Origin of the sequence: Pseudoalteromonas sp. 20-MNA-CIBAN-0454 (genome assembly GCF_040308685.1) — a bacterium.
Classification (GTDB): domain Bacteria; phylum Pseudomonadota; class Gammaproteobacteria; order Enterobacterales; family Alteromonadaceae; genus Pseudoalteromonas; species Pseudoalteromonas nigrifaciens.
The window spans coordinates 46782-71294 of the sequence record NZ_JBEOOB010000012.1; the positions used below are offsets into that span (position 1 = coordinate 46782).

Annotated in this window: 21 protein-coding genes and 1 riboswitch; of the genes, 13 read left to right on the top strand and 8 right to left on the bottom strand. The window is 41.4% G+C overall.

What is annotated here, in order from left to right; all coding sequences use genetic code 11:
• Nucleotides 1-74: 74 nt before the first annotated feature.
• The 4 genes from AAEZ22_RS07885 to dapA form a co-directional block, all read right to left on the bottom strand.
• Nucleotides 75-1193, bottom strand: coding sequence for a succinylglutamate desuccinylase/aspartoacylase family protein (locus AAEZ22_RS07885; protein WP_182677318.1), 1119 nt, complete (start codon nucleotides 1191-1193; stop codon nucleotides 75-77).
• 63 nt (nucleotides 1194-1256) lie between these two features.
• Nucleotides 1257-2462: a PLP-dependent decarboxylase gene (locus AAEZ22_RS07890; protein ID WP_182677320.1), complete on the bottom strand. Its 1206-nt coding sequence runs from the start codon at nucleotides 2460-2462 to the stop codon at nucleotides 1257-1259.
• Nucleotides 2462-3202: a 2,3,4,5-tetrahydropyridine-2,6-dicarboxylate N-succinyltransferase gene (locus tag AAEZ22_RS07895; protein ID WP_011326897.1), complete on the bottom strand. Its 741-nt coding sequence runs from the start codon at nucleotides 3200-3202 to the stop codon at nucleotides 2462-2464. Before AAEZ22_RS07895 ends, AAEZ22_RS07890 begins: the two co-directional genes overlap by 1 nt.
• A 15-nt stretch (nucleotides 3203-3217) precedes the next feature.
• Nucleotides 3218-4102, bottom strand: coding sequence for a 4-hydroxy-tetrahydrodipicolinate synthase (dapA, locus tag AAEZ22_RS07900; RefSeq protein ID WP_011326898.1), 885 nt, complete (start codon nucleotides 4100-4102; stop codon nucleotides 3218-3220).
• Between the two features lie 152 nt (nucleotides 4103-4254).
• Nucleotides 4255-4452: riboswitch (Lysine riboswitch) on the bottom strand.
• A gap of 203 nt (nucleotides 4453-4655) precedes the next feature.
• Here dapA and AAEZ22_RS07905 point away from each other — a divergent pair.
• The 6 genes from AAEZ22_RS07905 to AAEZ22_RS07930 all read left to right on the top strand — a co-directional run bounded on the left by AAEZ22_RS07905 (nucleotide 4656) and on the right by AAEZ22_RS07930 (nucleotide 13140).
• Nucleotides 4656-5354, top strand: a complete 699-nt coding sequence (locus tag AAEZ22_RS07905) for a DNA-3-methyladenine glycosylase I (RefSeq protein WP_011326899.1) — start codon at nucleotides 4656-4658, stop codon at nucleotides 5352-5354.
• Between the two features lie 9 nt (nucleotides 5355-5363).
• Entirely contained in the window at nucleotides 5364-6773 is a 1410-nt protein-coding gene (locus AAEZ22_RS07910; RefSeq protein ID WP_352296774.1) for a protein adenylyltransferase SelO, read from the top strand.
• 331 nt (nucleotides 6774-7104) lie between these two features.
• On the top strand, nucleotides 7105-8169 hold the full coding sequence (locus AAEZ22_RS07915) for an OmpA family protein (RefSeq protein ID WP_011326901.1): 1065 nt from the start codon (nucleotides 7105-7107) through the stop codon (nucleotides 8167-8169).
• Between the two features lie 296 nt (nucleotides 8170-8465).
• Nucleotides 8466-11063 carry a bifunctional aconitate hydratase 2/2-methylisocitrate dehydratase gene (gene acnB / locus AAEZ22_RS07920; protein WP_011326902.1) on the top strand — a complete coding sequence of 866 codons (2598 nt, stop codon included), beginning with the start codon at nucleotides 8466-8468 and terminating at the stop codon, nucleotides 11061-11063.
• A 199-nt stretch (nucleotides 11064-11262) separates the two neighbouring features.
• Entirely contained in the window at nucleotides 11263-11895 is a 633-nt protein-coding gene (locus tag AAEZ22_RS07925; protein ID WP_011326903.1) for a 2OG-Fe dioxygenase family protein, read from the top strand.
• A gap of 9 nt (nucleotides 11896-11904) precedes the next feature.
• A complete protein-coding gene (locus AAEZ22_RS07930) occupies nucleotides 11905-13140 on the top strand; it encodes a cysteine desulfurase-like protein (RefSeq protein ID WP_089367584.1) in 1236 nt (411 codons plus the stop codon).
• 19 nt (nucleotides 13141-13159) lie between these two features.
• On the opposite strand, the gene AAEZ22_RS07935 is transcribed toward AAEZ22_RS07930, so the two are convergent.
• Nucleotides 13160-13864 carry a 2OG-Fe(II) oxygenase gene (locus AAEZ22_RS07935; RefSeq protein ID WP_011326905.1) on the bottom strand — a complete coding sequence of 235 codons (705 nt, stop codon included), beginning with the start codon at nucleotides 13862-13864 and terminating at the stop codon, nucleotides 13160-13162.
• A 33-nt stretch (nucleotides 13865-13897) separates the two neighbouring features.
• Here AAEZ22_RS07935 and AAEZ22_RS07940 point away from each other — a divergent pair, with 33 nt between their 5' ends.
• Nucleotides 13898-14296 carry an acyl-CoA thioesterase gene (locus AAEZ22_RS07940; protein WP_011326906.1) on the top strand — a complete coding sequence of 133 codons (399 nt, stop codon included), beginning with the start codon at nucleotides 13898-13900 and terminating at the stop codon, nucleotides 14294-14296.
• Nucleotides 14297-14308: 12 nt separating this feature from the next.
• On the opposite strand, the gene glpD is transcribed toward AAEZ22_RS07940, so the two are convergent.
• The 3 genes from glpD to AAEZ22_RS07955 form a co-directional block, all read right to left on the bottom strand.
• The gene (gene glpD, locus AAEZ22_RS07945; protein ID WP_197108628.1) at nucleotides 14309-15814 is read right to left on the bottom strand and encodes a glycerol-3-phosphate dehydrogenase; all 1506 of its coding nucleotides are present in this window, start codon (nucleotides 15812-15814) and stop codon (nucleotides 14309-14311) included.
• Nucleotides 15815-15872: 58 nt separating this feature from the next.
• The gene (glpK, locus tag AAEZ22_RS07950) at nucleotides 15873-17378 is read right to left on the bottom strand and encodes a glycerol kinase GlpK (RefSeq protein WP_352296778.1); all 1506 of its coding nucleotides are present in this window, start codon (nucleotides 17376-17378) and stop codon (nucleotides 15873-15875) included.
• Between the two features lie 202 nt (nucleotides 17379-17580).
• Complete coding sequence (locus tag AAEZ22_RS07955; RefSeq protein WP_011326909.1) at nucleotides 17581-17823, bottom strand: HP1242/YdcH family protein; 243 nt, start codon at nucleotides 17821-17823, stop codon at nucleotides 17581-17583.
• Between the two features lie 271 nt (nucleotides 17824-18094).
• Here AAEZ22_RS07955 and AAEZ22_RS07960 point away from each other — a divergent pair, with 271 nt between their 5' ends.
• The 6 genes from AAEZ22_RS07960 (at nucleotide 18095) to AAEZ22_RS07985 (ending at nucleotide 24513) form a co-directional block, all read left to right on the top strand.
• Entirely contained in the window at nucleotides 18095-18676 is a 582-nt protein-coding gene (locus AAEZ22_RS07960; RefSeq protein WP_208834390.1) for an anthranilate synthase component II, read from the top strand.
• 45 nt (nucleotides 18677-18721) lie between these two features.
• Nucleotides 18722-19882, top strand: a complete 1161-nt coding sequence (locus tag AAEZ22_RS07965) for an HDOD domain-containing protein (RefSeq protein WP_011326911.1) — start codon at nucleotides 18722-18724, stop codon at nucleotides 19880-19882.
• A 368-nt stretch (nucleotides 19883-20250) separates the two neighbouring features.
• Nucleotides 20251-21456, top strand: a complete 1206-nt coding sequence (locus AAEZ22_RS07970; protein ID WP_352296781.1) for an aspartate aminotransferase family protein — start codon at nucleotides 20251-20253, stop codon at nucleotides 21454-21456.
• Nucleotides 21457-21543: 87 nt separating this feature from the next.
• A complete protein-coding gene (astA, locus tag AAEZ22_RS07975) occupies nucleotides 21544-22560 on the top strand; it encodes an arginine N-succinyltransferase (RefSeq protein ID WP_011326913.1) in 1017 nt (338 codons plus the stop codon).
• 16 nt (nucleotides 22561-22576) lie between these two features.
• Nucleotides 22577-24046 (top strand): succinylglutamate-semialdehyde dehydrogenase, encoded by a 1470-nt coding sequence (gene astD / locus AAEZ22_RS07980; RefSeq protein WP_011326914.1) that lies wholly within the window; start codon nucleotides 22577-22579, stop codon nucleotides 24044-24046.
• A gap of 128 nt (nucleotides 24047-24174) precedes the next feature.
• Entirely contained in the window at nucleotides 24175-24513 is a 339-nt protein-coding gene (locus tag AAEZ22_RS07985) for a DUF3802 family protein (RefSeq protein ID WP_011326915.1), read from the top strand.

Sequence of the window (24513 nt, forward strand, 5' to 3'; positions counted from 1 at the left end):
AAAGCGGCCTAAGCCGCTTTTATAATGCAAATTAACTATAGTTAACTTACTCTCACGCAATGAGAAGGGAGAGCTTAAAGCTCAAATACGTTAGTAAAAAATTTATACAGTTCAGTGCCTTGATTAACACTCGCCGAGGCAAAGTGCAGTATGGCAATGGCATCACACTCAAGAATAAGTGTTTGTAGTGGCTGTTCACTTAAATAACGTTCCATGCGCAGTATTTTAGCAATTGGCTCACCCGCTTTAATATGCCCGCCTAGGGGGGCAATATACTCAACCATTCCGCCCATGGGCGCGTAATAAGCAAAGTAATCGTTTAAATGACACGCGTAGCGAGTAATGTTAGCCGGCGTGTGGGGTGCATTTTCAAATACAGCTTTATAATTTAAGTAACTTAAAATACTGTTTGCATCGTTTAGTGCTTCGCTCAAGTCTATTTTTTCTTGGCTGCCTAGCTCTACAGTAAAAGCTTCTACAGGTATGCTGAGCTCGCGGCCTTGTTTGCTCAGTGCTTCGCTTAAATGCCACCAGGGGCAAAAGTTTGCTTCATCCATCGCACCATCAAAGTCACTTGGAATAAGCAGTACGTGCTCAATATTAAAATACCGAGCGCTATTAGTTGCATAGGTTGGGCAGTACAAGTGCTTGCTTGAAATAGGACCTGTGTGTAAATCCAGTACTATATCGGCTTGGTGAGCGAGCTTTTGTAAGTTAAGCGCAATGCGTTTACCTGTATTGAGTAAATAAGCAGGGCCATTGAGTTTGCTGTCAACTTCGTCAATAAGAGCCTGTTTAAACGTGCTTTTTAATGTGGCATCGTCGTATTGCGTATGGTTTTGTGTAAACTGAGTGACTAAATCAGTATTATAATGATACATCCGATTCCAATTAGTGCCGGTGATAGGGTCGAACCGACCTAGGGTAAACTCCCCCGACTTTTGATTACAACCAATAGGGTTGGCATAAGGCACTAAAGTAATATCACCTTTAAGATTGAGGTGTTTTAACTGTTCAAGTAGTTGAAAAATTACCGCATTACCTTGTACTTCAGCCCCGTGCATGTTGGCCTGAATATACACACTTGGCCCCGTGCCATCGCCTTTTAAACGATACACAGGAATAGTAAGTGGTAGGCCATTGGCAACTTCACCAACGACGATGTTTTCTTGACTAATTGGTGAGGCGATCATGAGTATCTCAACATTTTAATTTTATCTCGGGTACTTTATTTTAGGTACATTATCTTAGGTACATTATCTCAAGTAATAACTGGCATCTTCGGCTGCACGTAGGCAGCTAAGTTTGTTTTGTTCTAAAACATATTCGCCTGCAAGTTCGTGGCATAAAAAGTACGGCATACTTTCACTAAAACCATAGGCACCACATTGACTAAACACCAACCAGTCGTGTTCATTTAGATCGCTTGGTAATGCGTGCTCGCCCAAGCAATCGAGTGCGGTACAAAGTGGCCCATATAAGCTCATAGCTTGGGTTGGTGTGTTTGAATTTCGTAGTAATGCTGCTGGAAAGTCTTGACTAGTGACGGCTGGGCGCAATAAGTGGTTTATGCCGCCACTTAAAATAACTTGTTGTTGGCCATAGTTTTGTTTGCGCTCTACTACTGGGGTTGCGTAATGTCCGCATTCACCCACGGCATAGCGGCCAAGCTCCATCCATAACTCTTCAACGCCCGCCTGTTTTTTAATTTTAGCGAGGGCTGTTATTAAGTCATCCCAATTAAGCGTTATGTCGTTTTGCGTATACGGAATACCTAAGCCGCCACCTAAATCTAAAATTTTAAGGTTTATATTTAAATCGCGGGCAAGTTGGCTAAGTGGTGCAATCATTTGTGACCACAACTCACTGAGTTTTTGCGTGCTGAGCATATTTCCCCATTGAAAAATATGCAGGCCATCAAAGCTAAGTGCGTCATAGTCGGTAATATTAAGTGCCTGCCACTCTGTACAACCGAGTCCAAATGGCGTGAGGCTATCGCCACCTAGTGGATTTTTTTCGCCCTCGGGCCAACGTAACTGTACGCGCAGTAATACCTGTAGTTGACAGTTTTGTAGCTTGGCTTGCTCATTGAGCCAGCGAACTTGATTAAGACTTTCGGCAACAAAAGTACGTACGCCGCGCTCAATAAAGTGTTTAATTTGTTTTGGGCTTTTAGCTGGCCCGGTGTTGAGCACGCGATCGCTACTAACGCCTTGAGCAAGTACTTGCTCAAGCTCGCCTTTACTGGCTACGTCAAAATTAAACCCGGCGTTATCTAAGCATTGAATAATTTTAGACAGCGGATTCGCTTTAACCGCATACCAAAGTTTTACCTCGGTTTGTGCGACCAATTGTGCCAAGTGACTATTTAGCGTATCTAGGTCGTAAACAAAAAATGGGCTATCGAGTTGGCTTGATAATTCATTAATTGCCGTTTTAACGCCCGTGCTCAAAAAGCTCATTAACGTAAAACCTCTTCAAGTAGTAATGATGCATCACTTTGCTCATCGCGGTACTTAACAATTAACGCGCACGACATGCTTAAACCTTGTGCACGCGCCCATTCGTTTGAAGCAGGGCGAGAGCCTGGTATTACAATAGCGTACTCAGGAATTGGCTCGCCTTTGTCAAGTTGGCGCTCGTTTACACAGTCGTAAACCGGAATTGTGGCCGATAAACGCACACCAGGGGCAAGTACTGCGCCTTTTTTAATTACTACGCCTTCAACAATTACGCAGCCTGCGCCAATAAATGCATCATCTTCAACTACCACTGGGCTGGCACCAATTGGCTCTAACACACCGCCAAGTTGCACGGCTGCGCTAAGGTGGACATTTTTACCTACTTGCGCGCACGAGCCAACTAAAGCGTGACTATCTACCATAGTGCCTTCGTCAATGTATGCGCCAATATTTACATACGCTGGTGGCATAATAATAGTGCCTTTAGCTACATAAGCACCACGGCGAACGCTTGAGCCACCCGGGACCATACGTACGCCATCGGTGGCACTAAACTGTTGTGGCGCTAAGTTATGTTTATCAACAAAGCCACCGACAAATTCGGTGTTTGTACCATTTTTAAAGGCTTCTAAAATACCCTGTTTTACTGCAACGTTAGCCTGCCATTGGCCGCTTTCGTTTTGTGATGCTGCGCGTACTGCGCCCGACTCTAAATTATTTAATAGTTCTAACCAGCTCATTATAAAAACCTATGTTTAATGCCAAGATAAAATGGTGTTGTTTGCTTGTTCAATGCACGTTGTTTGCGTTAATTCGAGGTGAGTTAACGGTGGGCGTAAATACGAACTCGTTAATCGCCCTTGTAAATGCATGAGTACTTTAACGGGAATGGGGTTTGCTACAGTGAACAAGCTACTGATTGCGCTTGACCACTGAGTAAATAAATTGGGGTATTGGCCACTTAGGCTACGCTGTACGAATTCGTGAGTTTGTAGCGGCCAAGCATTAGCTGCTACCGATACCAGCCCTTTAGCGCCGGCTTGGGCAAAGTAGGGCATAAGCGCATCGTCGCCGCTAAAAATAGCTAAGTTAGGAGCCGCTTGACGGTAAGCTTCAAATTGCGCAATGTTGCCACTGGCTTCTTTAAGTGCCCATAGGTTTTTATGTTGTTGTAGGTTTTGAATGGTTGCCACTGGAATATCGACAGCGCTTCGCCCTGGTACGTTATAAAGCATACAAGGGTGTTTACTTATATTTAAAAGGCTTTCAAACCAATGGGTTTGCCCAATTACACCGGGCTTTGCATAAAGCGGCGAGCCAAGTAAAAAGCTATGAATAGGCAAGTGGTTACAGTATTCAACCCAGGCTAATTGCTGTTTGAGGTTCATACCACCTACAGCCACCATTAAGGGTACATTAGGCGATAATTGGCACACGTGTTCAACAATGGCTTGTTGCTCTTTAAGTGTTAAGGCTAAGCCTTCGCCTGTGCTGCCTAGTAATAAAATAGCATTATTGGCAGCGGCTTGCTCAGCAACCAAAGTGGTTAAGGTGCCATAGTCGATTGTACCGTTTTGATTAAACGGAGTAACGAGCGCCGTCCAGACTGAGTAGTCATCTAAATTAAAGTTTTTGATCATCTCTCGCGAACTTATAGAATGTTCGGTGAGTTAAGAAGCTATATAGGAAAGAGCCGCATTAACATCGTTCGAACAAATACCCACGTGTAGGGTATGTTATAATTCGAAGAGCGAATGGGCTTAAATAATAGGGCGCACGGCCTTATTATACTAAGACCAGAAGCTCTCCACCAAACTAATAAGCTACGTTTAAATAGCTATTGGTGACAGTCGCTAGGATTCAACCTAGTCGCCCGAAACAACAATGACACAAATATTGTTGTTTCTCGGCGTTGATTCCCCTTACGTATGCTCAATGGAGTTTGTGCTCCTAACATACGCTACCTGAATAACGCACCTCTTCCAGCCCTTTATATTTGTACTGCTAGCAATACAAATATAATTAAATAGGGTAAGTGCGATGATTAAATCATTTTAGCCATCTGGGTGTCAAGCAGCTAAGTGCAGATAGTGTCATCGATTTTGGTAACGGTTACGTATAAGGACGATTTCCCTTAAACTAGGGGGTAATCGCGGCGCGAAATTTGTAACTGCAAAATAAGGTTTCAAGCAGATGGAAAAATTTAATGATATTTATCAGCGAGCAGTAGAGCGAAAAGGCTCAACACAAATGCTACAGCAACTACTCGCTAAACCTGCATCTAAGCGACAATTAGTAGCTTTAAGTGATGATGATTGGCTGGAAGAGTTTACGCGCAAGGTTTTTCAAAGTGGCTTTTACTGGTCGGTTATTAACAGCAAGTGGGCAGGCTTTAGAGAGGTTTTTTGGCAGTTTAGCGTTGAAAAATTATTAATGATGCCACCCGATATGTTGGAGCAAAAAGCCAGCGACGAGCGTATTGTTCGCAATTATAAAAAAGTAAAAACGATCCCCGAAAATGCGTTCATGATCCATGAGGTTACCCAGCAACATGGTAGCTTTAGTCAGTTTATTGCAGACTGGCCAAGTGAAGATATTATTGGTTTGTGGGCGTACTTAAAAAAACACGGTGCACGCTTGGGTGGAAATACCGGCCCTTATACTTTGCGTGCATTGGGTAAAGACACCTTTTTATTATCGCGGGATGTTGAGAGTTATTTGCGCGCACACAAAATTATTGATGGTGGCTTACAAACTAAAAAGTCGTTAACTGCAGCGCAAGCGTTCTTTAATGAATTACAGCAACAAAGCGGTTTGAGCATGCAAGAGCTAAGCTTAATTATAGCCTACAGTGTAGGCGATAATCGTGTAGGTATAAGCCAACAACAGTAGAGGGTAGTTATGAATTTAATGCCAAGGTACAGACAAGTAGCCGACAATTTTGCAATTGAAGATCGCCCATCTAAGGTGGCCGCCCCACAGCTATTACTTTGGAATGACAGCTTAGCTAAAGCGTTTAATATTAATGTAGTTCCTGAGTTACGGGCCAGTACTTTTAGCGGCAACGAACAGCAAGCAATTGCAGCGGTTGCACTGGGATACTCAGGGCATCAATTTGGACATTTTTCACCACGTTTAGGCGACGGGCGTGCTCATTTTCTAGGTGCAGTAGAGGATGCGCAAAACCAGTTGTGGGACATTCAATTAAAAGGCTCTGGTGCCACTCCTTACTCTCGTGGTGGCGATGGCCGCTGTGCACTTGGCCCAGCAATTCGTGAATATATAATGAGCGAAGCAATGCAAGCGTTAGGTATTAAAACTACGCGCTGCTTAGCTGTGGTTGGTAGTGGCGAAACCGTGTACAGAAACCCACCTCAACCTGGCGCTATTGTAACGCGCTTAGCCAGTAGCCATATTCGTGTTGGCTCGTTTCAGTATTTAGCAACGCAAGGCGACGTTGCAGGGCTTAAAAACCTTGCCGACTTAGCTATTGAGCGTCATTACCCAAAAATTCAAGCAACAGGACCTGAGCGCTATTTAGCATTTTTAGCTGCAGTGATTAAAAACCAAGTTGAGCTGGTGGTTAGTTGGATGCGAGTAGGCTTTATACATGGGGTAATGAATACCGATAATACGCTGGTTAGCGGCGAAACTATCGACTATGGCCCATGTGCCATGATGAACAGCTTCGATTTTGATACCGTGTTTAGCTCTATTGATAAGCAAGGGCGTTATGCATTTGGTAATCAACCTAATATTGCTAACTGGAACTGCGCCCGCTTAGCTGAGAGTTTAATACCGCTTGTAAATGATGACGACGAACAAGCTGTGGCGTTAATGACCCCAATAATAGATGGTTTTGCTGAGCAATTTAATGTTGAATTTAGTGCAATGTGGGCAACAAAACTGGGCTTAGCTGGCACAGATACAGCCGATAAAGAGTTAATTGCAGAGCTATTACAGTTATTAAAAGAGCACCAACTCGACTATACCAACACGTTTGATGCACTAACCGAGTCTTTAACAGGTACAATGAGCATACCAGAGGCATTAGTTCAGTGGGCCGGTAAGTGGCAAAAACGCACCGATGATCGCAGCTATACCGTAATGCGGGCAGCTAATCCGCGAGTTATTCCTCGTAACCATGTGATCGAAAAAATACTTAGTGAGTATAATAAGGCTGGCTCAAGTGAATTACTGCATGAGTTTATGCAGGTTATGCACACACCTTATGAAAATACTGACAAATTGGCAAAATTTCAGGATGCACCTAGCAGTGATAAAGAGTATTATACTTTTTGTGGTACTTAATTATTAGATTGAAATTTAAGTTGCTGATCATAAAAGCTCATTTAGCGGCTGCAGTGATGATTTATTATTGAGAGAAATATAAACTCAGCTAGTGAAGTCGGTATGGTTATTTAATAAATTTAGATACCAGCGATAGTATTTATTATCTAGGGGTTGGGTAAAGTAATTAATATGTCCTAAACTTACTGATACTTGTATATAGAGTGTTGAAAACGAATTAATTTATCTTTTGTTAAGTATTGATTAATAAAGGATCAGGTAATATTAATAAAACTGGTTGAGCTAGAAAGAATTAGCTATATTTTTTAATTGTTAAAATGGGAAGAAAACAATGAAATTAAAATCACTTACAATCGCAATCGCGTTAGCTGCAACTAGCGCATCAGCATTTGCAGCAGAAAAAACTGAAGGTTTTTACATTGGTGTGTTCGGTGACTATTACGATGCATCTTGGAAAAACTTAAACATGCACCAAAACTTGGAAGTTAATGAATCTGCAAGTTGGGGTGCTGAAGTTGGCTACCGTTTCAGTGATTACTGGAGTGCACGTCTTGAGTATGCAGATATGGACTTTAATGCATTTCTTAAAAATCCGATTCCTAATGGTAATCGTAACGACGTAGACGGCGAGCGTTTTGGTGTTGATGCACTTTACCACTTTGGTGGCGGTCCTTTCTATGGTTTATTTGGTATTAAAGAAGTAAAAGTAGCAACAGATAATACTTTCTTAAACGCAGGTGTTGGTTACCAGCACTTCATTACAGACGGCTTATTTGTTAACGCAGAAACATCTGTTTATCAAGGTCTTGACCGTGGTTATACCGATGTGAACGCTAAACTAGGTATTAACTACTTATTTGGTCAAAGTTCAGTAGCAGAAGAGCCAGTTCAACCAGCTCCAGAGCCAGTAATTGTTGAAGTTGCACCAGTAGATAGCGACAACGATAACATTCCAGATGCAGATGATCAGTGTCCTAACACACCAATGACAGATGCAGTTGATGGCACAGGTTGTACATTATACGAAGATAAAGAAGTAACTGTAAGCTTATTAGTGACTTTCCCTAATAATACATCTGCAGTATCTACACAGTACTTAAACGATATCGATAAAGTAGCTGAGTTCTTAAAAGAGTACCCAGATACAACTGTTCTTTTAGAAGGTCATACTTCTTCTGTAGGTAAAGCATCTTACAACAAGTGGTTATCTAAAAAACGTGCTGACGCAGTAGCTAAAAAATTAGTAGCTGATGGCGTAGCAGAAGACCGTATTACTACAGTTGGTTTAGGTGAAGAGCGTCTTAAAAATGAAGCGAACACTAAAGCAGCACACGAAGAAAACCGTCGTGTAGAAGCGCATATCAAAACGATTAAAAACGTTAAAGTTTTACGTTAATAAAATCGATTGAATTACAAAAACCCAGCTTTATGCTGGGTTTTTTTATGCCTACTAAAAACTTAAATTAAAAATTAATACTAATGATTCTTACTTAATAAACATTCATAGAAATTGATTTTACTTTATCTACTATTCATAATACTTATAGTCGGTATAATCAGTTGCTGAACTGGATAGATTTTCATCTACCTACAAAAGCTTTATAATTAAGCGTTAGAATACTATAAGTATTGGGTAACATTGCGCTTATGAAGCGCTACCGAATACTTTCACGTCACCAAGAGGGCAATATTGTGCTACAAGAATATCGTAAACACGTAGAAGAACGTGCCGCGTTAGGTATCGTACCAGCGCCATTAGATGCTCAGCAAACGGCTGATCTTATTGAATTAATCAAAACTCCACCGGCTGGTGAAGAAGAGTTTATTCTCGACTTATTTGCTAATCGTGTACCGGCAGGTGTTGATGATGCAGCTTATATCAAAGCAGGGTTTTTAGCGGCAGTTGCTAAAGGTGAAACTAATTCTCCACTACTTTCTAAAGAAAAAGCGGCAGAATTATTAGGAACTATGCTAGGCGGTTACAATATCGCACCTATGATAGACCTACTTGATGACGACACACTTGCACCTATCGTAGTAAAAGGCCTTTCAAACACATTATTAATGTTTGATGCATTTTACGATGTAGAAGAAAAAGCAAAAGCGGGTAACACATTCGCTAAGCAAATTATTGAGTCTTGGGCAAATGCAGAATGGTTTACTAATAAACCAGCTGTTGCTGAAAAGATTTCAGTTACTGTATTTAAAGTAACTGGCGAAACAAATACGGATGACTTGTCACCTGCACCAGATGCATGGTCTCGTCCAGATATTCCACTACATGCTTTAGCTATGCTAAAAATTGAACGTGACGGTATCACTCCTGACAAACCAGGCGAAGTAGGCCCAATCACCCAACTAGAAGAATTAAAAACTAAAGGCTTACCACTAGCTTACGTTGGTGATGTTGTTGGTACGGGTTCTTCACGTAAATCTGCAACTAACTCAGTGCTTTGGTTTATGGGCGATGATATCCCGTTTGTACCAAATAAGCGTGTTGGCGGTGTATGTCTAGGTAATAAAATTGCACCAATCTTCTTTAACACTATGGAAGATTCTGGCGCTTTACCAATTGAGCTAAATGTTGATGAACTTAACATGGGCGAGCAAATTGACATCTACCCATACGAAGGTGTTGTTAAGCAGCATGGTACAGATAAAGTAATCTCTAAGTTTGAACTTAAATCTGAAGTGATTTTAGATGAAGTTCGTGCTGGTGGTCGTATTCCACTAATCATTGGTCGTGGTTTAACAGACAAAGCACGTACATCACTTGGTTTAGGTGCTACTGATATATTTAAAGTACCAACAGCAACTGAAGTATCAGATAAAGGCTTTACACTAGCGCAAAAAATGGTTGGTAAAGCATGTAACGTTGCAGGTATTCGCCCAGGTCAATACTGTGAGCCTAAAATGACAACTGTTGGCTCGCAAGATACAACAGGTCCTATGACACGTGATGAACTTAAAGATTTAGCTTGTTTAGGTTTCTCTGCAGACTTAACAATGCAGTCTTTCTGTCATACATCGGCATACCCAAAACCTATTGATGTAAACACGCATCACACGCTTCCTGATTTCATCATGAACCGTGGCGGCGTTTCACTTCGCCCAGGTGACGGTATTATTCACTCATGGTTAAACCGTATGTTATTACCAGATACCGTAGGTACTGGTGGTGATTCGCATACACGTTTCCCATTAGGTATTTCATTCCCAGCTGGTTCGGGTGCAGTAGCATTCGCAGCAGCAACAGGTGTTATGCCTCTTGATATGCCTGAGTCAATTTTGGTTCGTTTTAAAGGCGAAATGCAACCAGGTATCACATTACGTGACCTTGTACATGCAATCCCTTACTACGGTATCAAGCAAGGCTTATTAACAGTTGAGAAAAAAGGTAAAATCAACGAGTTCTCTGGTCGCGTACTAGAAATTGAAGGCGTTGAGCACCTAACTGTTGAGCAAGCGTTTGAATTATCAGATGCATCTGCTGAGCGTTCAGCTGCAGGTTGTACGGTTAAGCTTTCAAAAGAGTCTATTTCTGAATACCTAGAATCAAACATTGTTATGCTTAAGTGGATGATCTCTGAAGGTTATGGCGATGTACGTACGATTGAACGTCGTATTAATGCAATGCAAGACTGGTTAGCTAATCCTGAGCTTATGGAAGCAGATAAAGATGCTGAATACGCTCACGTAGTTGAAATCGACTTAGCTGAGATTAAAGAGCCAGTTCTTTGTGCTCCAAATGATCCAGATGACGCGCGTTTACTTTCTGATGTTGCTGGCGAGAAAATTGATGAAGTATTCATCGGTTCTTGTATGACTAACATTGGTCACTTCCGCGCGGCTGGTAAGTTACTAGATGGCTTTAAAGGTCAACTACCTACTCAGCTTTGGGTTGCTCCACCTACTAAGATGGACAAAGACCAACTAATTGAAGAAGGCTACTATGGCATCTTTGGTCGTGTTGGCGCACGTATAGAAACTCCAGGTTGTTCATTATGTATGGGTAACCAAGCACGTGTTGCAGATAAAGCAACGGTAGTGTCTACCTCTACACGTAACTTCCCTAACCGTTTAGGTAATGGTGCAAATGTATTTTTAGCATCATCTGAACTTGCTGCAGTTGCGGCAATTATCGGTCGATTGCCAACTGCTGCTGAGTATCAAGAATATGCAGCGAAGATCAATGCAACAGCGTCAGATACATATCGCTACTTGAACTTCCATCGCATGCCTGCTTACACTAAAAAAGCAGACAACGTGATCATTCAACAAGCAGTATAATTTTTACAGCTTATTTAAAAACCCGCTTTTGCGGGTTTTTTATTGGCAAAAATAAATTTTAGATAGTTAATGTTGTTTTTTTGCATTTATTGTATTAATTTTGGTGGTTAATTGTTTTGAAGTTAAATAATAAAGCAATAAATCCTCTTTGCATGCATTAAAATCCCTGCAATATTATAATTACTATAGCAGGATTTTTATGACCGCTTTAAACCCCCAGAATTTACTGCAGCTGCGTTTTATTAACCAAACAAATATTGATTTGGTTAAGCCTTCTTTTGATAACCTGCCGACTAATCCTTATGCAGATGGCGCCTTTCGTAAACGCCGTTACTCTGTAGTTAAACTACAAAATGGTGAGCTAAAGCTACAAGCAACAAAAGCATTTGTACAAGATGATGCAATTAATACCTTTCAGGGTAATGTTGAGCGTAGTTACGAAAATTTAGAGCAAAGCCTACTTGAGTCAGCGGGCATGAAAAGTATTGTGAATGAGTTTCGTCAAATTACCGGGATTGATGAAGAACGTGATATCGAAATTCACCAATTTCGTATGTTAGCCATTGATAGTGATACGCCTGCAGCGCCAGAAGGCGTGCACCAAGATGGTTTTGATCATGTGTGTGTATGTGGTGTATCGCATGAAAACTTAGAGGGCGGTGAATTGCTTGTATACGAAAACAAGCAAGCCGATCCCTGTTTTAAAATGGCCATAAAAGACGGTATGTTTGCAGTAATTAACGACCGTCAAGTGTGGCATAACGCTACTCCAATGAATAAACTTGATGCCAGTAAGCCAGGTTACCTGGATTGCTTTGTATTAACGTCTTAAGGAATGAGCATGAATATAACGCAATTACGTGAGCAATTTCCGGCATTAATGCAAAGCGTTAATGGTAAATCTCCCGTGTTTTTAGACGGCCCCGGTGGCTCGCAAGTACCGCAATCGGTACTTAACGCTATGACTGCTTATTTGGGTTATTACAACTCAAATTTAGGTGGAGCATTTTTCTCAAGCGATAAAACCGTTGAGCTAATGGCAAATGCTCGCCAAGCTGCTGCCGATTTACTCAATGCGCCCAGCTCACAACAAATTGTATTTGGTCCGAATATGACCAGCTTAACGTTTAGCTTTAGCCGCGCAATTTCACGCGACTGGCAAGCGGGTGATGAAATTATTGTCACTAACGCGGATCACTTTTCTAACGTTTCGTCGTGGCAGCAAGCCGCAGAAGATAAAGGTGTTAAAGTTAATACTGCGCTTATTAACGAAACCGACTGCACACTCAATATGGCCCAGTTCGAGAGTTTACTAAACAGTAATACTAAGCTGGTAGCGGTAACTTATGCTTCAAATACCACAGGTTCAATTAACAATATTAAACGTATTGTAGAGCTTGCCCACAACGTAGGCGCACTTGTTTATGTTGATGCCGTACATTATGCACCGCACGAACTTGTAGATGTACAAGCGCTTGATTGCGACTTTTTAGCCTGCTCTGCGTACAAGTTTTTTGGCCCGCATTTAGGTATGGTTTATGGCAAAAAAGAGCACCTTGAAGGATTTACCCCGTACAAAGTTGAGCCAGCTAAAGACGTAGCGCCTGGTCGCTGGGAAACCGGCACGCAAAGCTTTGAAGCCATGGCTGGTTTTATAGCGGCGGTTGATTACATTGCAGCAATTAGCGAGCTTGACGACAGCCATTCACGCCGCGAAAAGTTAAGTGTTGCCTTTGCTAAAACCAAGCAACACGAAATGGCGCTGAGTGAATACTTTTTAACGCGCTTAGTTAATTACCCGCGTATTAAATTGTTTGGTATAGATGATTTAGATCGTTTAAATGAGCGTACGCCTACTTTTGCGTTAACTTTTGAAGGTTTAGAGCCGCGCGCTGTATCTGAATGTTTAGGTAAGCAACATATTTGTGTATGGGATGGCAACTTTTACGCGCAAGGTTTGTGTGAGCAATTAGGCGTACTTGATAAAGGTGGCGTAGTGCGCATTGGTTGCATGCACTACAACACCACCGCAGAGCTTGATCAGTTATTTAATTTGTTTGATGAGCTACTAGGTTAATATACATAAAAAAGGTGCGCTAGCTCTTTGGCGCACCGTATATTTGCTCTGCGCGGTTAAACAGTACCCACGAGGTTAAAATATACTTATCGTTAGATACTGGCTTATTGCCACGGTGAGTGTGAGTAAAGTAGCCGGGCGCTATTACCATAGTGCCTTTTTTAGGCGCAATTTTACGCTTTTGATAATAAAACTCCGTTTCCCCACCTTGTTCAACATCGTTCAAATAAAACATAAACAGCAATACTCTATGTAGCGCCTCGTTATGATTTAACTGCGGATAAACTTCGCTGTGCCAATACGGGTAACCGCCTTTATTAACTTGGTATTTTTGCGCCTGAATATTTCCTAGCCTAAAAATTTGCTGCACTAATAAGGGCAGTTGTGGTTTACCCACTTCATCAAAGTTTGCGTGTGTTAAGTCAACAGGTTCGCCACTTTTAGGGTGATACACTTTTAGGCCAAAGGCACCAATCATAATAAAAATATGTTCTTCAATGTATTTAAAAACATACTGTGCAGTGGTTTGTTGAATGTGTTTTAATTGCTCAACGTATTCCGGATGATTGTTTAAGTGCAAGTCGTGGCTATCTTTTTTATTTAAATCGATACCGCCAGATGTCATCCCTTGTTTTATATGCGGGCTTTGAGAAAAGGTAGTGATAAAGTTATCACAAAAGTCATTGCTGAGCGCGTTATCGTATACGCGAATAAAGTCCGTCATAGTTTACCTTTATATAATTATTATTGGATTATTATGTTTATTGAAAAAGTGATGCCGCGCTTTAGTGAAACAGATGCGCTAGGACATATTAACAATACCGTACTCCCTGTATGGTTTGAAGCTTCGCGTGCGCCTATTTTTAGGTTTTTTACCCCAGATTTAAACCCACATGACTGGAAGCTAATTATTGCCAAAGTCGAAGTGTCGTTTGTTGGTGAGTTATTTTATGGCCATGAAGTAACCATTAAAACCTCAGTAGAGCATGTAGGTACCAGCTCATTTGTATTACGCCAAGAAGCTCACCAGCAAGGTAACTGCTGTGCAGTTGGTAAAACGGTATTGGTACGTTACGATTTTGCAGCAAAAGCAAAGCAATCGCTTTCAGTATCTGAAAAATCGTCACTTAATGAGCATTTAGCCCCGGCTAGCTAGTTTGGTAAATGTTTACAGCGGTATTGAGCCATTATAATTTTGAATATACTGGCTCAGCGCTGTTATTTGCTCAGTATTAAAACGCAAACCTAACTTACTACGACGCCACAATATATCCTCGGCGCTGCTAGCCCACTCGCTATTAACTAAATAATTTACTTCAGTGGCGTATAAACCATGGCCAAAATGCTGACCTAAATCAGCTACGCTTTGGGCATCTGTAAGTAGGGTATAAGTGCCAGTACCGTAACTGCGTATAAAGCGATTTAAAATAAACTCAGGCAACCATGCATACTTTACCTGTAGTTGTTGCTTTAATACTACCTTTGATGAAAAGTCGCCACCGGGTAATGGAGTGTTTTTTGTCCATGTTTGGCCCATATGCGGATAAAAGCTGGCGAGTTCGTTTACTGCGTTTTCAGCGAGCTTGCGATAAGTGGTAATTTTCCCACCAAATACACTTAGCAGTGGTGCCTGGTTATTATTGCTCGATAATATCAGTTTGTAGTCGCGAGTAACGGCTTGTGCGTCGCATGAGTTATCATCTAGTAAGGGGCGTACACCACTAAAGGTATGCACTATGTCGTTATGAGTAAGTTGTTTTTTAAAGTAATTATTAGTAATGCCAATTAAGTAATCGACTTCTTTATCGCTAATTTTTACATCTGCTATATTGTCGCTGTATTCTTCATCTGTAGTGCCAATCAGTGAATAGTCATCTTCAAATGGGGTAACAAAAATAATACGCTGATCTTTATTTTGTAAAATATAGGCCTGCGGCTCAGTGTGAATACGCGGCACAATAATATGGCTGCCTTTAACTAAGCGAATATTATGTGGCGACGGCCCAGTAATTACCTCATCAAAAAGTGATGCAACCCAAGGGCCCGCTGCATTAACAACTCCTTTAGCAACTATAGAACATTGCTTTTTGCTACCTTGTTGCTCTAAGGTCACACTCCAATTATTGTTATTGCGAACTGCTTTAATACAGCGCGTGCGGCTTAAAATGGTTGCACCTTTTTGCTGTGCTGCTAACGCATTTAAAATAACTAACCTCGAATCATCAACCCAGCCATCAGCGTATTCAAAACCGCGGGTAATAGTATTATTCAATATACTATCGCGGGTAAATTTAATTGATTTTGAGGCGGGTAAAGTAATGCGTTTGGCAAGATGGTCGTATATAAACAACCCAATTCTAATCATCCAGTAAGGGCGTAAATGCGCTTGATGTGGCAGCCTAAAAGATAGCGGCCACATAATATGTGGGGCATTTTTTAATAACACTTCACGCTCTTTAAGTGCCTCTTTTACTAGCCTAAATTGGTAATGCTCTAAATAGCGTAGTCCACCATGAATAAGTTTACTGCTACTTGATGATGTAGCAGAGGCTAAATCATTTTGCTCACACAGTAATACTTTTAAGCCTCTACCGGCGGCGTCAGCCGCAATACCAGTGCCATTAACGCCACCGCCAATAACCAGTAAATCATATTCATTATCGAGTAATTTCACTGAATACCTCTTTATTAATTTAAGCGATGGCATATCAATAGCCAATAACACTATCGTATTAGCAGTCGTCTTTTGTTGCGTTATTTGAAAGCGTGACTTGTGCTATACAGTGCTGCCATTTTGCGTATAAGTCGTTACGTTCATCTATGCTCATGGTTGGTTCAAAACGACGGTCGCATTGCCACATAGTAGCTAATTGCTCCGTTGACTTATAAATCCCAGTTTGCAGCCCCGCTAAATAGGCAACACCCAGAGAGGTTGTTTCTGTTAGCGCTGGGCGTTCCACACTTGCGCCTAAAATATTAGCTAAAAACTGCATGGCCCAATTATTTTTTGCCATGCCACCGTCCACGCGCAAAATACTTGGACGCAGGCCATCACCTTCCATGGCTTTTTGTAAATCTTTGGTTTGATAGCCAACAGACTGCAGCGCCGCTGCTACTATAGTGCTAATGCCAGAATCACGGGTTAAACCTAAAATAGCACCACGGGCATTGGCATCCCAGTATGGGGCGCCTAAACCGGTAAACGAAGGCACTAAAAATACGCCGTGATCCAGTGGCACGTCTTTGACCATAGCCTCGCTGTCGCCGGCATGTTCAAGTAGCTTTAAGCCCTCAACAATCCATTGCATAGTGGCACCCGCCATAAAAATACTGCCCTCTATAGCGTAGGTCACTCTACCATTGAGCCTGTAAGCCACAGTAGTTAATAAGCGGTTATTAGAGGTAAGGGCTTTATCGCCCGTATTAAGCATTAAAAAGCAGCCCGTTCCGTAGGTACTTTTAGCCATGCCTTCTTTAAAGCAAGCTTGGCCAATTAATGCGGCTTGCTGATCCCCCGCCATAGCGCAAATTTTAATCGGTGCACCAAAAATTTCACTGCTGGTACTGCCAAACTCGGCTGCGCTGTCCATCACTTCTGGAAGCATAGAGTGTGGAATATTAAACTGCGTTAGTAACTCTTCATCCCAACATTGCTGATGTATATTAAATAATAGTGTACGTGAGGCGTTGGTGGCATCAGTACGGTGTACTTTGCCAGCGGTTAAATGCCACAGTAAATAACTGTCAACCGTACCAAATGCTAGCTCGCCGGCTAGCGCTTGTTGCTGTGCATCGGTAACATTATCTAAAATCCAGCGAATTTTAGTGGCTGAAAAGTACGGATCTAATAATAGCCCGGTTTTATCGCTAATTTTTTTACTGAGTTTATCGCTACGTATTTGCTCGCAATACTCGCTGGTACGGCGATCTTGCCACACAATGGCATTATAAATTGGTTGGCCAGTCTTTTTATTCCATACTAAAGTGGTTTCGCGCTGATTAGTGATACCAATGGCAATGACCTGCTCGGCTGTAACCTGGTTATTAGCCAGTACTGTTTTACAGGTACTTAGTGCGGTTTGTAAAATATCGTTAGGGTCATGCTCAACCCAGCCATTATTGGGAAAGTGCTGCGGGAATGTTTGCTGAACAGTATCAACTACCTTGGCATCTTTGGTAAATAAAATAGCCCGAGAGCTGGTAGTTCCTTGATCAATCGAGAGTATGTATTTAGACATAAGCTTAACGTTATTTATCTTAGATACAGATAGCTTGTCTGCAAGTTAAATTAATAGCAATGCTTTTTAAATATTAGGAAGGGCTGTTATAGCTATAACGCTGTAATTTATACCAAGGGTGGTGGCAGTGTATATTAAGAAGCAAGAGTAATAAGAGCCCATAAGTCAGAGGGCTCTTAAATACAATGGGTATAAATTGCGCTTAGCTGGCTTTTAACAATTGTTGATGTAGCCAATCTTTTAACACCACACGGTCATGTTTTAATTGCAGCATTTCCTCGTCATCGATAGGCGCGTCTTGCAGCTCTAAGGTACGAATTTCTTTATCAAGCGCGTTGTATTTTTTGGCTTTATCTGCAAACTCTGGATCATTGCTATTGAGTTTTTTAATGGTATTTAGGTGCTCAGGAAAGTCTTGAGTTAATGAATGATCTTCGCCTAACATAGGTACTCCTTAACGGTGCGTGTAATAAATGTGTTTTAAAAATAACACGCTTAGGGTTTAGTTAAATTCAGATTGTATGGGTATTTATGTACGCCATAATATTAGAGCTGGGGGTTGCTTGAGTATAAATCAACACATAGCCGTTATTAATTATTATTACGGAAATACTTATATATCACTATACAAAGCACTGACACTCAAAGATGCTTAAGTTAGAATACAAAATGCAACAACTCCTCGCAAACAATAACTATTTTGAGTGCTTTATTACATGCTTTTAATGATCGACAATTACGACTCGTTTACCTATAACTTGGTACAGTACTTTCAGCGTTTAGATCAAGAGGTACTGGTTAAGCGCAACGACCAAATAACGCTTAGCCAAATTAAGCAGTTAAATCCTCAACATATTGTTATATCACCCGGTCCTAAAAGCCCAAGCGAAGCGGGTATTTCGTTAAGCATTGTTGAGCAATTAAAAGGGCAGTATCCTATTTTAGGAATTTGCTTAGGGCATCAAACTATTGCCCAAGCCATAGGAGCAAAGGTGGTGCGTGCTAAAAAAGTAATGCACGGTAAAACATCGCCAATTTACCATAGCGATCAAGGAGTATTTAAAGGTTTAGCTAAGCCCTTAACGGTCTGTCGGTATCATTCTTTAATTGTTGAGGCACAGTCGCTGCCTAAAGAGTTGCAAGTAACAGCCTGGACACAAACCCAGCAAGGTGAGTTTGACGAAATTATGGGATTATTACATACAGACTTAGCACTTGAAGGTGTACAATTTCATCCGGAAGCTATTTTAACTGAGCAAGGTTTAGCGTTACTTGATAACTTTTTAACTCGCTTCTAAGCTTATAGTATTAAGTAAATATCATTACATTAAAGACAGAGAGCCATGACCGAAATAGTGCAGCAACCGCGTATTGTTAAAATGCTTAATCAACGAGCACATGATTTGCTGCTTGGTCATAACTTTGCTCATCAACAAATTGGCTTTATTCATACGCTAGAAATGGACTATGGCGAACCACTAAAGCAACGCACATTACTTGAAGTAGAGGTTGCCGCTCAGCAAAAGCGCAAGTTAAAAAGCACCGCGCATCATAAATATCGTGCAGCAGCGAGCGAGCAACTGCATAAAGCAATAGAAAAAATGATGTCTGAGCAGCTTAGCGATATAGACAGTGTTATTCAAAACACCATAGGTGTAGAGGACAGCGTATGTGCCATGTTAGATATTTTAGCCACAAAAAGCGCATCGGTTGGGCGCTTAGAGCCCTTAGTTAACGACCTAAGCTGGCTTGGCAGAGAGTTAGTTACTTTAGTTAACTTGCCTTATTATCGTAATCAGCGCAGCAAAAATACCGCAGTGAAAGTAGATAGCCCCGCTTTAGCGCTGCGTTATATTGGTCTAGATAACTTACAGCTAGTAGTACCAACTTTTGCAGTGCGCCATTGGATGCCTTATAGCACAGAGCCTTTTTCGTTACTAAAAAGGCGCTTAAAAGAAAGCGCCATGGCGAATGCTATTGCTGCACAAAAAATTGCTGAAGTTAACGAGGTTAACCCAAGCCATGCTTTTACTTTAGGGATGTTATTAAACGTGGGGCAAATAGCCTTAGTGCGTTTATATTTAAAAGTGTTTGAGCAAATTTGGCAGCGAAAAGTACAATTTGCTCGCACTACAGCGAATAAAGGCTTGCATACTGCATTGCTAGAGCTAAAACCAGACCCTTTATTTTTAACCACCTTACTGAGCGAACAGTCGTTGGCTATTAGCGCTAAAATAATTGAAAAAATGGCCTTTAAGTATTTGCCGTTTAATAGCGTAATGCAGCAACTCGTTAATGGTGTAGAAAAAGGCGATACAGCGCTGCCTTTAACGCAGGTAATGCTAAAAGCACGATGTTACTCTCAGTACTTAACGCTAAAGCAGCATCAGCTAGTTGAACCGGATGAAACGCTTAGTTGGTTTTCGTACTTTAAGTTCACCAAAAAAGAGCTAAAAGCACTCCAAGCAAGCAATTTTAATAATCTTGCTATTCAAATTGATTAAATTTGTTAATTTTTTTGCGACTATCCATTCACTTTTTATTATCTCTTTTCAATACATTTCCCCGTTTAAAGTGAGGCGCGCTCGTTGTTCAGGCGCTTTATTGGCTAAAAACGAGCTGCATAAAGCAAGCAAATAGTTATTCACTATCTATGAAATTATATCTCAAGCCCTTTATTATCAAGGGTTACATGAAAGTTTTTGAAGAGACATAATCAATGTTTTCTGAAATAATAAGCGTCTGAAAATTGAACCACACAGCCCTTTTTATGCAAATATCGCTATACTGAGTTTGCTAAAAAACACATATGCTACAGGTTACCACACAGCTATTTACGGCTTTGTGATGTACACAATTAAGAGGAAATAAAATGACAGTCAATCGCGAATTATTTGATCACGTAATGGTTCCTAACTACGCACCTTCAAGCGTAATTCCAGTTCGAGGCGAAGGCTCTCGCGTATGGGATCAACAAGGTCGAGAGTTTATCGACTTTGCTGGTGGTATTGCCGTTAACTGTCTTGGCCATTGCCACCCTGCATTAGTAGGCGCATTAAAAGAGCAAGGCGAAAAGCTTTGGCATCTATCAAATGTAATGACCAACGAGCCAGCACTACGCTTAGCTAAAAAAATGGTTGATGCAACCTTTGCCGAAAAAGTTTACTTTGCCAACTCAGGCGCAGAAGCAAACGAAGCAGCACTTAAATTAGCGCGTCGTTTTGCCCTTGATCAATTTGGCGCAGAAAAATCACAAATCATCGCATTCAACAAAGGTTTCCACGGCCGTACATTCTTTACCGTAACTGTTGGTGGCCAAGCGGCATACTCAGATGGTTTTGGTCCTAAGCCAGGCGACATTGTACATTGTGATTACAACGACCTGGCAGTATTTGAAGCCCTTATTAGCGACAAAACATGTGCCGTAATGATGGAGCCACTACAAGGTGAAGGCGGTATTGTTTCGCCAACTGACGAATTTGCACAAGGCGTTCGTGATTTATGTACTAAACATAATGCACTGCTTATTTTTGATGAAGTGCAAACAGGTGTTGGCCGTACAGGTAACTTATACGCATACCAAGGTTTAAACGTTGTTCCTGACATTTTAACTACGGCTAAAGCATTGGGCGGCGGTTTTCCTATTGGTGCTATGATCACCACAACTGAAATTGCACAACACCTTAAAGTAGGTACACATGGTTCTACTTATGGTGGTAACCCATTAGCGTGCGCCGTTGCTGAAGCAGCATTCGATACTGTAAATACCCCAGAAGTACTTGCTGGTGTAACAGCAAAAGCAGCATTATTTAACCAACTACTTACTGAAATTAATAATAAATACCACGTGTTTAGCGAAATTCGCGGCCAAGGTTTATTAATTGGTGCAGTAGTAAGCGAGCAATACAAAGGTCGTGCAAAAGAGTTTTTAGTGGCAGGTACTGAGCACGGTCTTATGTCATTAGTTGCCGGTGCTGACGTGGTTCGTTTTACACCATCATTAGTTATCCCAGAAGCCGACATTCGTGAAGGTATGGCACGCTTTGAAAAAGCAGTAGCCAGTGTTGTAAGCGCTTAACATAGCCAAACAATATCTATTAAGGGCAGACCTAGTTTGCCCTCTAATTTTAATTTACCGTTATAATATAAGGGAGTAAGCGGGTTTATGATGATCCTTCGCCCAATCCAACAAAGTGACTACCCTGCATTAGTGAAAATAGCCCACGAATCGGGTCATGGCTTTACTTCTTTACCTAATAATGAAAAGTTATTGCAAAAGAAAATAGATCATTCGGTTAGCTCATTTGCAAAAGCTGCTACCGAGCCGGGCGACGAAGGTTATTTATTTGTACTAGAGGACACCGAAACCGGTGAAGTAGTTGGCACCTCAGGTATAGAAGCCGCTGTTGGCTTAGATGATGCATTTTATCACTATCATTTAAGTAAAGTGATTCATTCTTCACGCACTCTAAACGTATATAAAGCAGTTGATATTTTAACGCTTTGTAACGATTACACCGGCGCTACAGAGCTATGTACATTATTTTTGAAAGACGCATACCGCAAAAACAGTAACGGTAAATTACTTTCAAAATCGCGTTTTATGTTTATTAAGCAGCATCAAGAGCGTTTTGCACAAACCGTCATTGCAGAAATGCGTGGTGTGTCTGACGACAATGGCAGCAGCCCATTTTGGCAATGGCTAGAAGAGCACTTTTTTTCAATGGACTTTCCAACTGCCGACTATTTAACAGGCATAGGCCAAAAAGTATTTATTGCTGAATTAATGCCTAAGTACCCAATTTACGTTAATTTGCTCAGCAAAAATGCGCAAGCTGTTATTGGTAAAGTACACGACAACACACGCCCAGCAATTGAGCTATTAAAAAGTGAAGGTTTTACCTTTAATGGGTATGTTGATATTTTTGATGCCGGCCCCACAGTTGAAGCAAAAGTAGATAACATTGCCACCATTCGCAACGCTAAACACTTTAAAGTTGAAATAGGTGAACCAAGTGGCGACACCATGGTGTTATTAGCCAACGAAAAGCTTACAGATTTTAGAGCAACTGTAGTGCCTATGACGTTCGATGAGCGCATGAGCAGCATAGTAATAACGCAACAAGTAGCCGATGCACTGTATTTACAAGCGGGCGATAGCGTAAGCGCAACCACGATTTAATTTAGGAGAAAGTATAATGACTCATCCTGCACAATTTATTAATGGTCAATGGTCACAAGGCCAAGGAACCGAATTTAGTTCAGTAAACCCAGCCAATAACAATGTTATTTTCCAAGCAAACTCAGCAACAGCAGAGCAAGTAGACGCTGCAGTTAGCGCAGCGCGCGAAGCGTTTTATGCTTGGGCTGATAAAACATTTGCTGAACGTTTAGAAATAGTTAAAGCATTCGCAGCGCAATTAAAAGAAAACAGCGAAGAGCTAGCCATTACTATTGCACAAGAAACAGGTAAGCCACTGTGGGAAACTCGCACAGAAGCGGGTGCTATGGTTGGTAAAATTGCCATTTCTGAAAAAGCGTTTTTAGAGCGCACTGGCGACGTAGAAAATGCAATGCCACTAGGGCGCGCAATGATCCGCCACAAGCCACACGGTGTTGTAGCTGTATTTGGTCCGTATAACTTTCCGGGGCATTTACCTAATGGCCACATAGTGCCAGCGCTTTTAGCGGGTAACACGGTTATATTTAAACCGTCAGAACTTACGCCTAAAGTTGCCGAGCTTACGCTTAAGCTGTGGGAAAAAGCAGGTTTACCAGCGGGTGTAATTAACCTTGTACAAGGTGAAGTAGCAACGGGTAAAGCCCTTGCTGCTCACAAAGGTATTGATGGCTTGTTCTTTACGGGTTCTTCGCGCACAGGTCATATTTTACATGAACAGTTTGCGGGTCAACCTGGTAAAATTTTAGCGCTAGAAATGGGTGGTAATAACCCACTTATTATTACTGACGTTGAAGATACTAAAGCGGTTGTTCACGATATTATTCAATCAGCGTTTATTTCAAGTGGCCAGCGTTGTACCTGTGCACGTAAACTATTTTTACCAACGGGTAGCAAAGGTGATGTAATCCTGGAGCGTTTAATTACCGCAACTAAAGCGATTAAAGTAGGTAATTATGACGATGCAGATCAGCCATTTATGGGCTCAATGATCTCATCAGCCGCCGCTGCCGGTATGGTTAAAGCGCAAAACGAACTTGTTGAGCTTGGTGCTCAAGTATTGGTAGAGCTTGAGCATACAGTTAATACTGGCTTTGTAACACCAGGTATTATTGAGTGTACAAATATTAGCGACTTCCCAGATGAAGAGCATTTTGGACCACTTCTAAAAGTATTCCGCTTTGACGACTTTGACCAAGCAATTGATAAAGCCAACGACACAAGCTTTGGTTTATCAGCAGGTTTACTTAGCGACAGTGCTGCCGACTACGAGCACTTTTTACGCCGTATTCGCGCTGGTATTGTTAACTGGAACCGCCCAATTACTGGCGCATCAAGTGCTGCACCGTTTGGTGGTATTGGCGCATCGGGGAATCACAGAGCCAGCGCGTATTACGCTGCCGATTACTGTGCATACCCAGTAGCATCAGTAGAGCTTGAAAAAGTTGCTATGCCAGCTACATTAAGCCCAGGCTTAAAAATAGACTAAAATTACTACTAAATAATTATAAAAGCAGCTTCGGCTGCTTTTTTTGTATTAGCTATGTCGCTAAGCTAGTAATTATTAGTGCTTTCTGCTTAAATTACTGAATTAATTATTTTTAAGGTATACGTGTAATGGTTTTAAATAGGCAAGGGTACGACGACTTAATTATGTACCTAACTCAAAACTTAGCTTTATTTGAAAAGCCGGGTGAAATAAAACCAGGTGCACCTACGGTTATGGAATTAATCGAAGACGTGATTGCACAAAACGTAATGCTCATATGTCAGCAGCACACAGAGCTCACTACAGAGCAGCGTAGCCAAATTGTGCGTGAAGTTGATGGCATAGTTTACGATTTACAAGAAGTCCTCAGTAGCATCACCTCGCGGCCTGTTACGGTAGAGCAACACATGTTTATTGATGAGTTTGGTGGTTTGGTTAAAAACCTATTTGATAACGCCGTTTCTTAG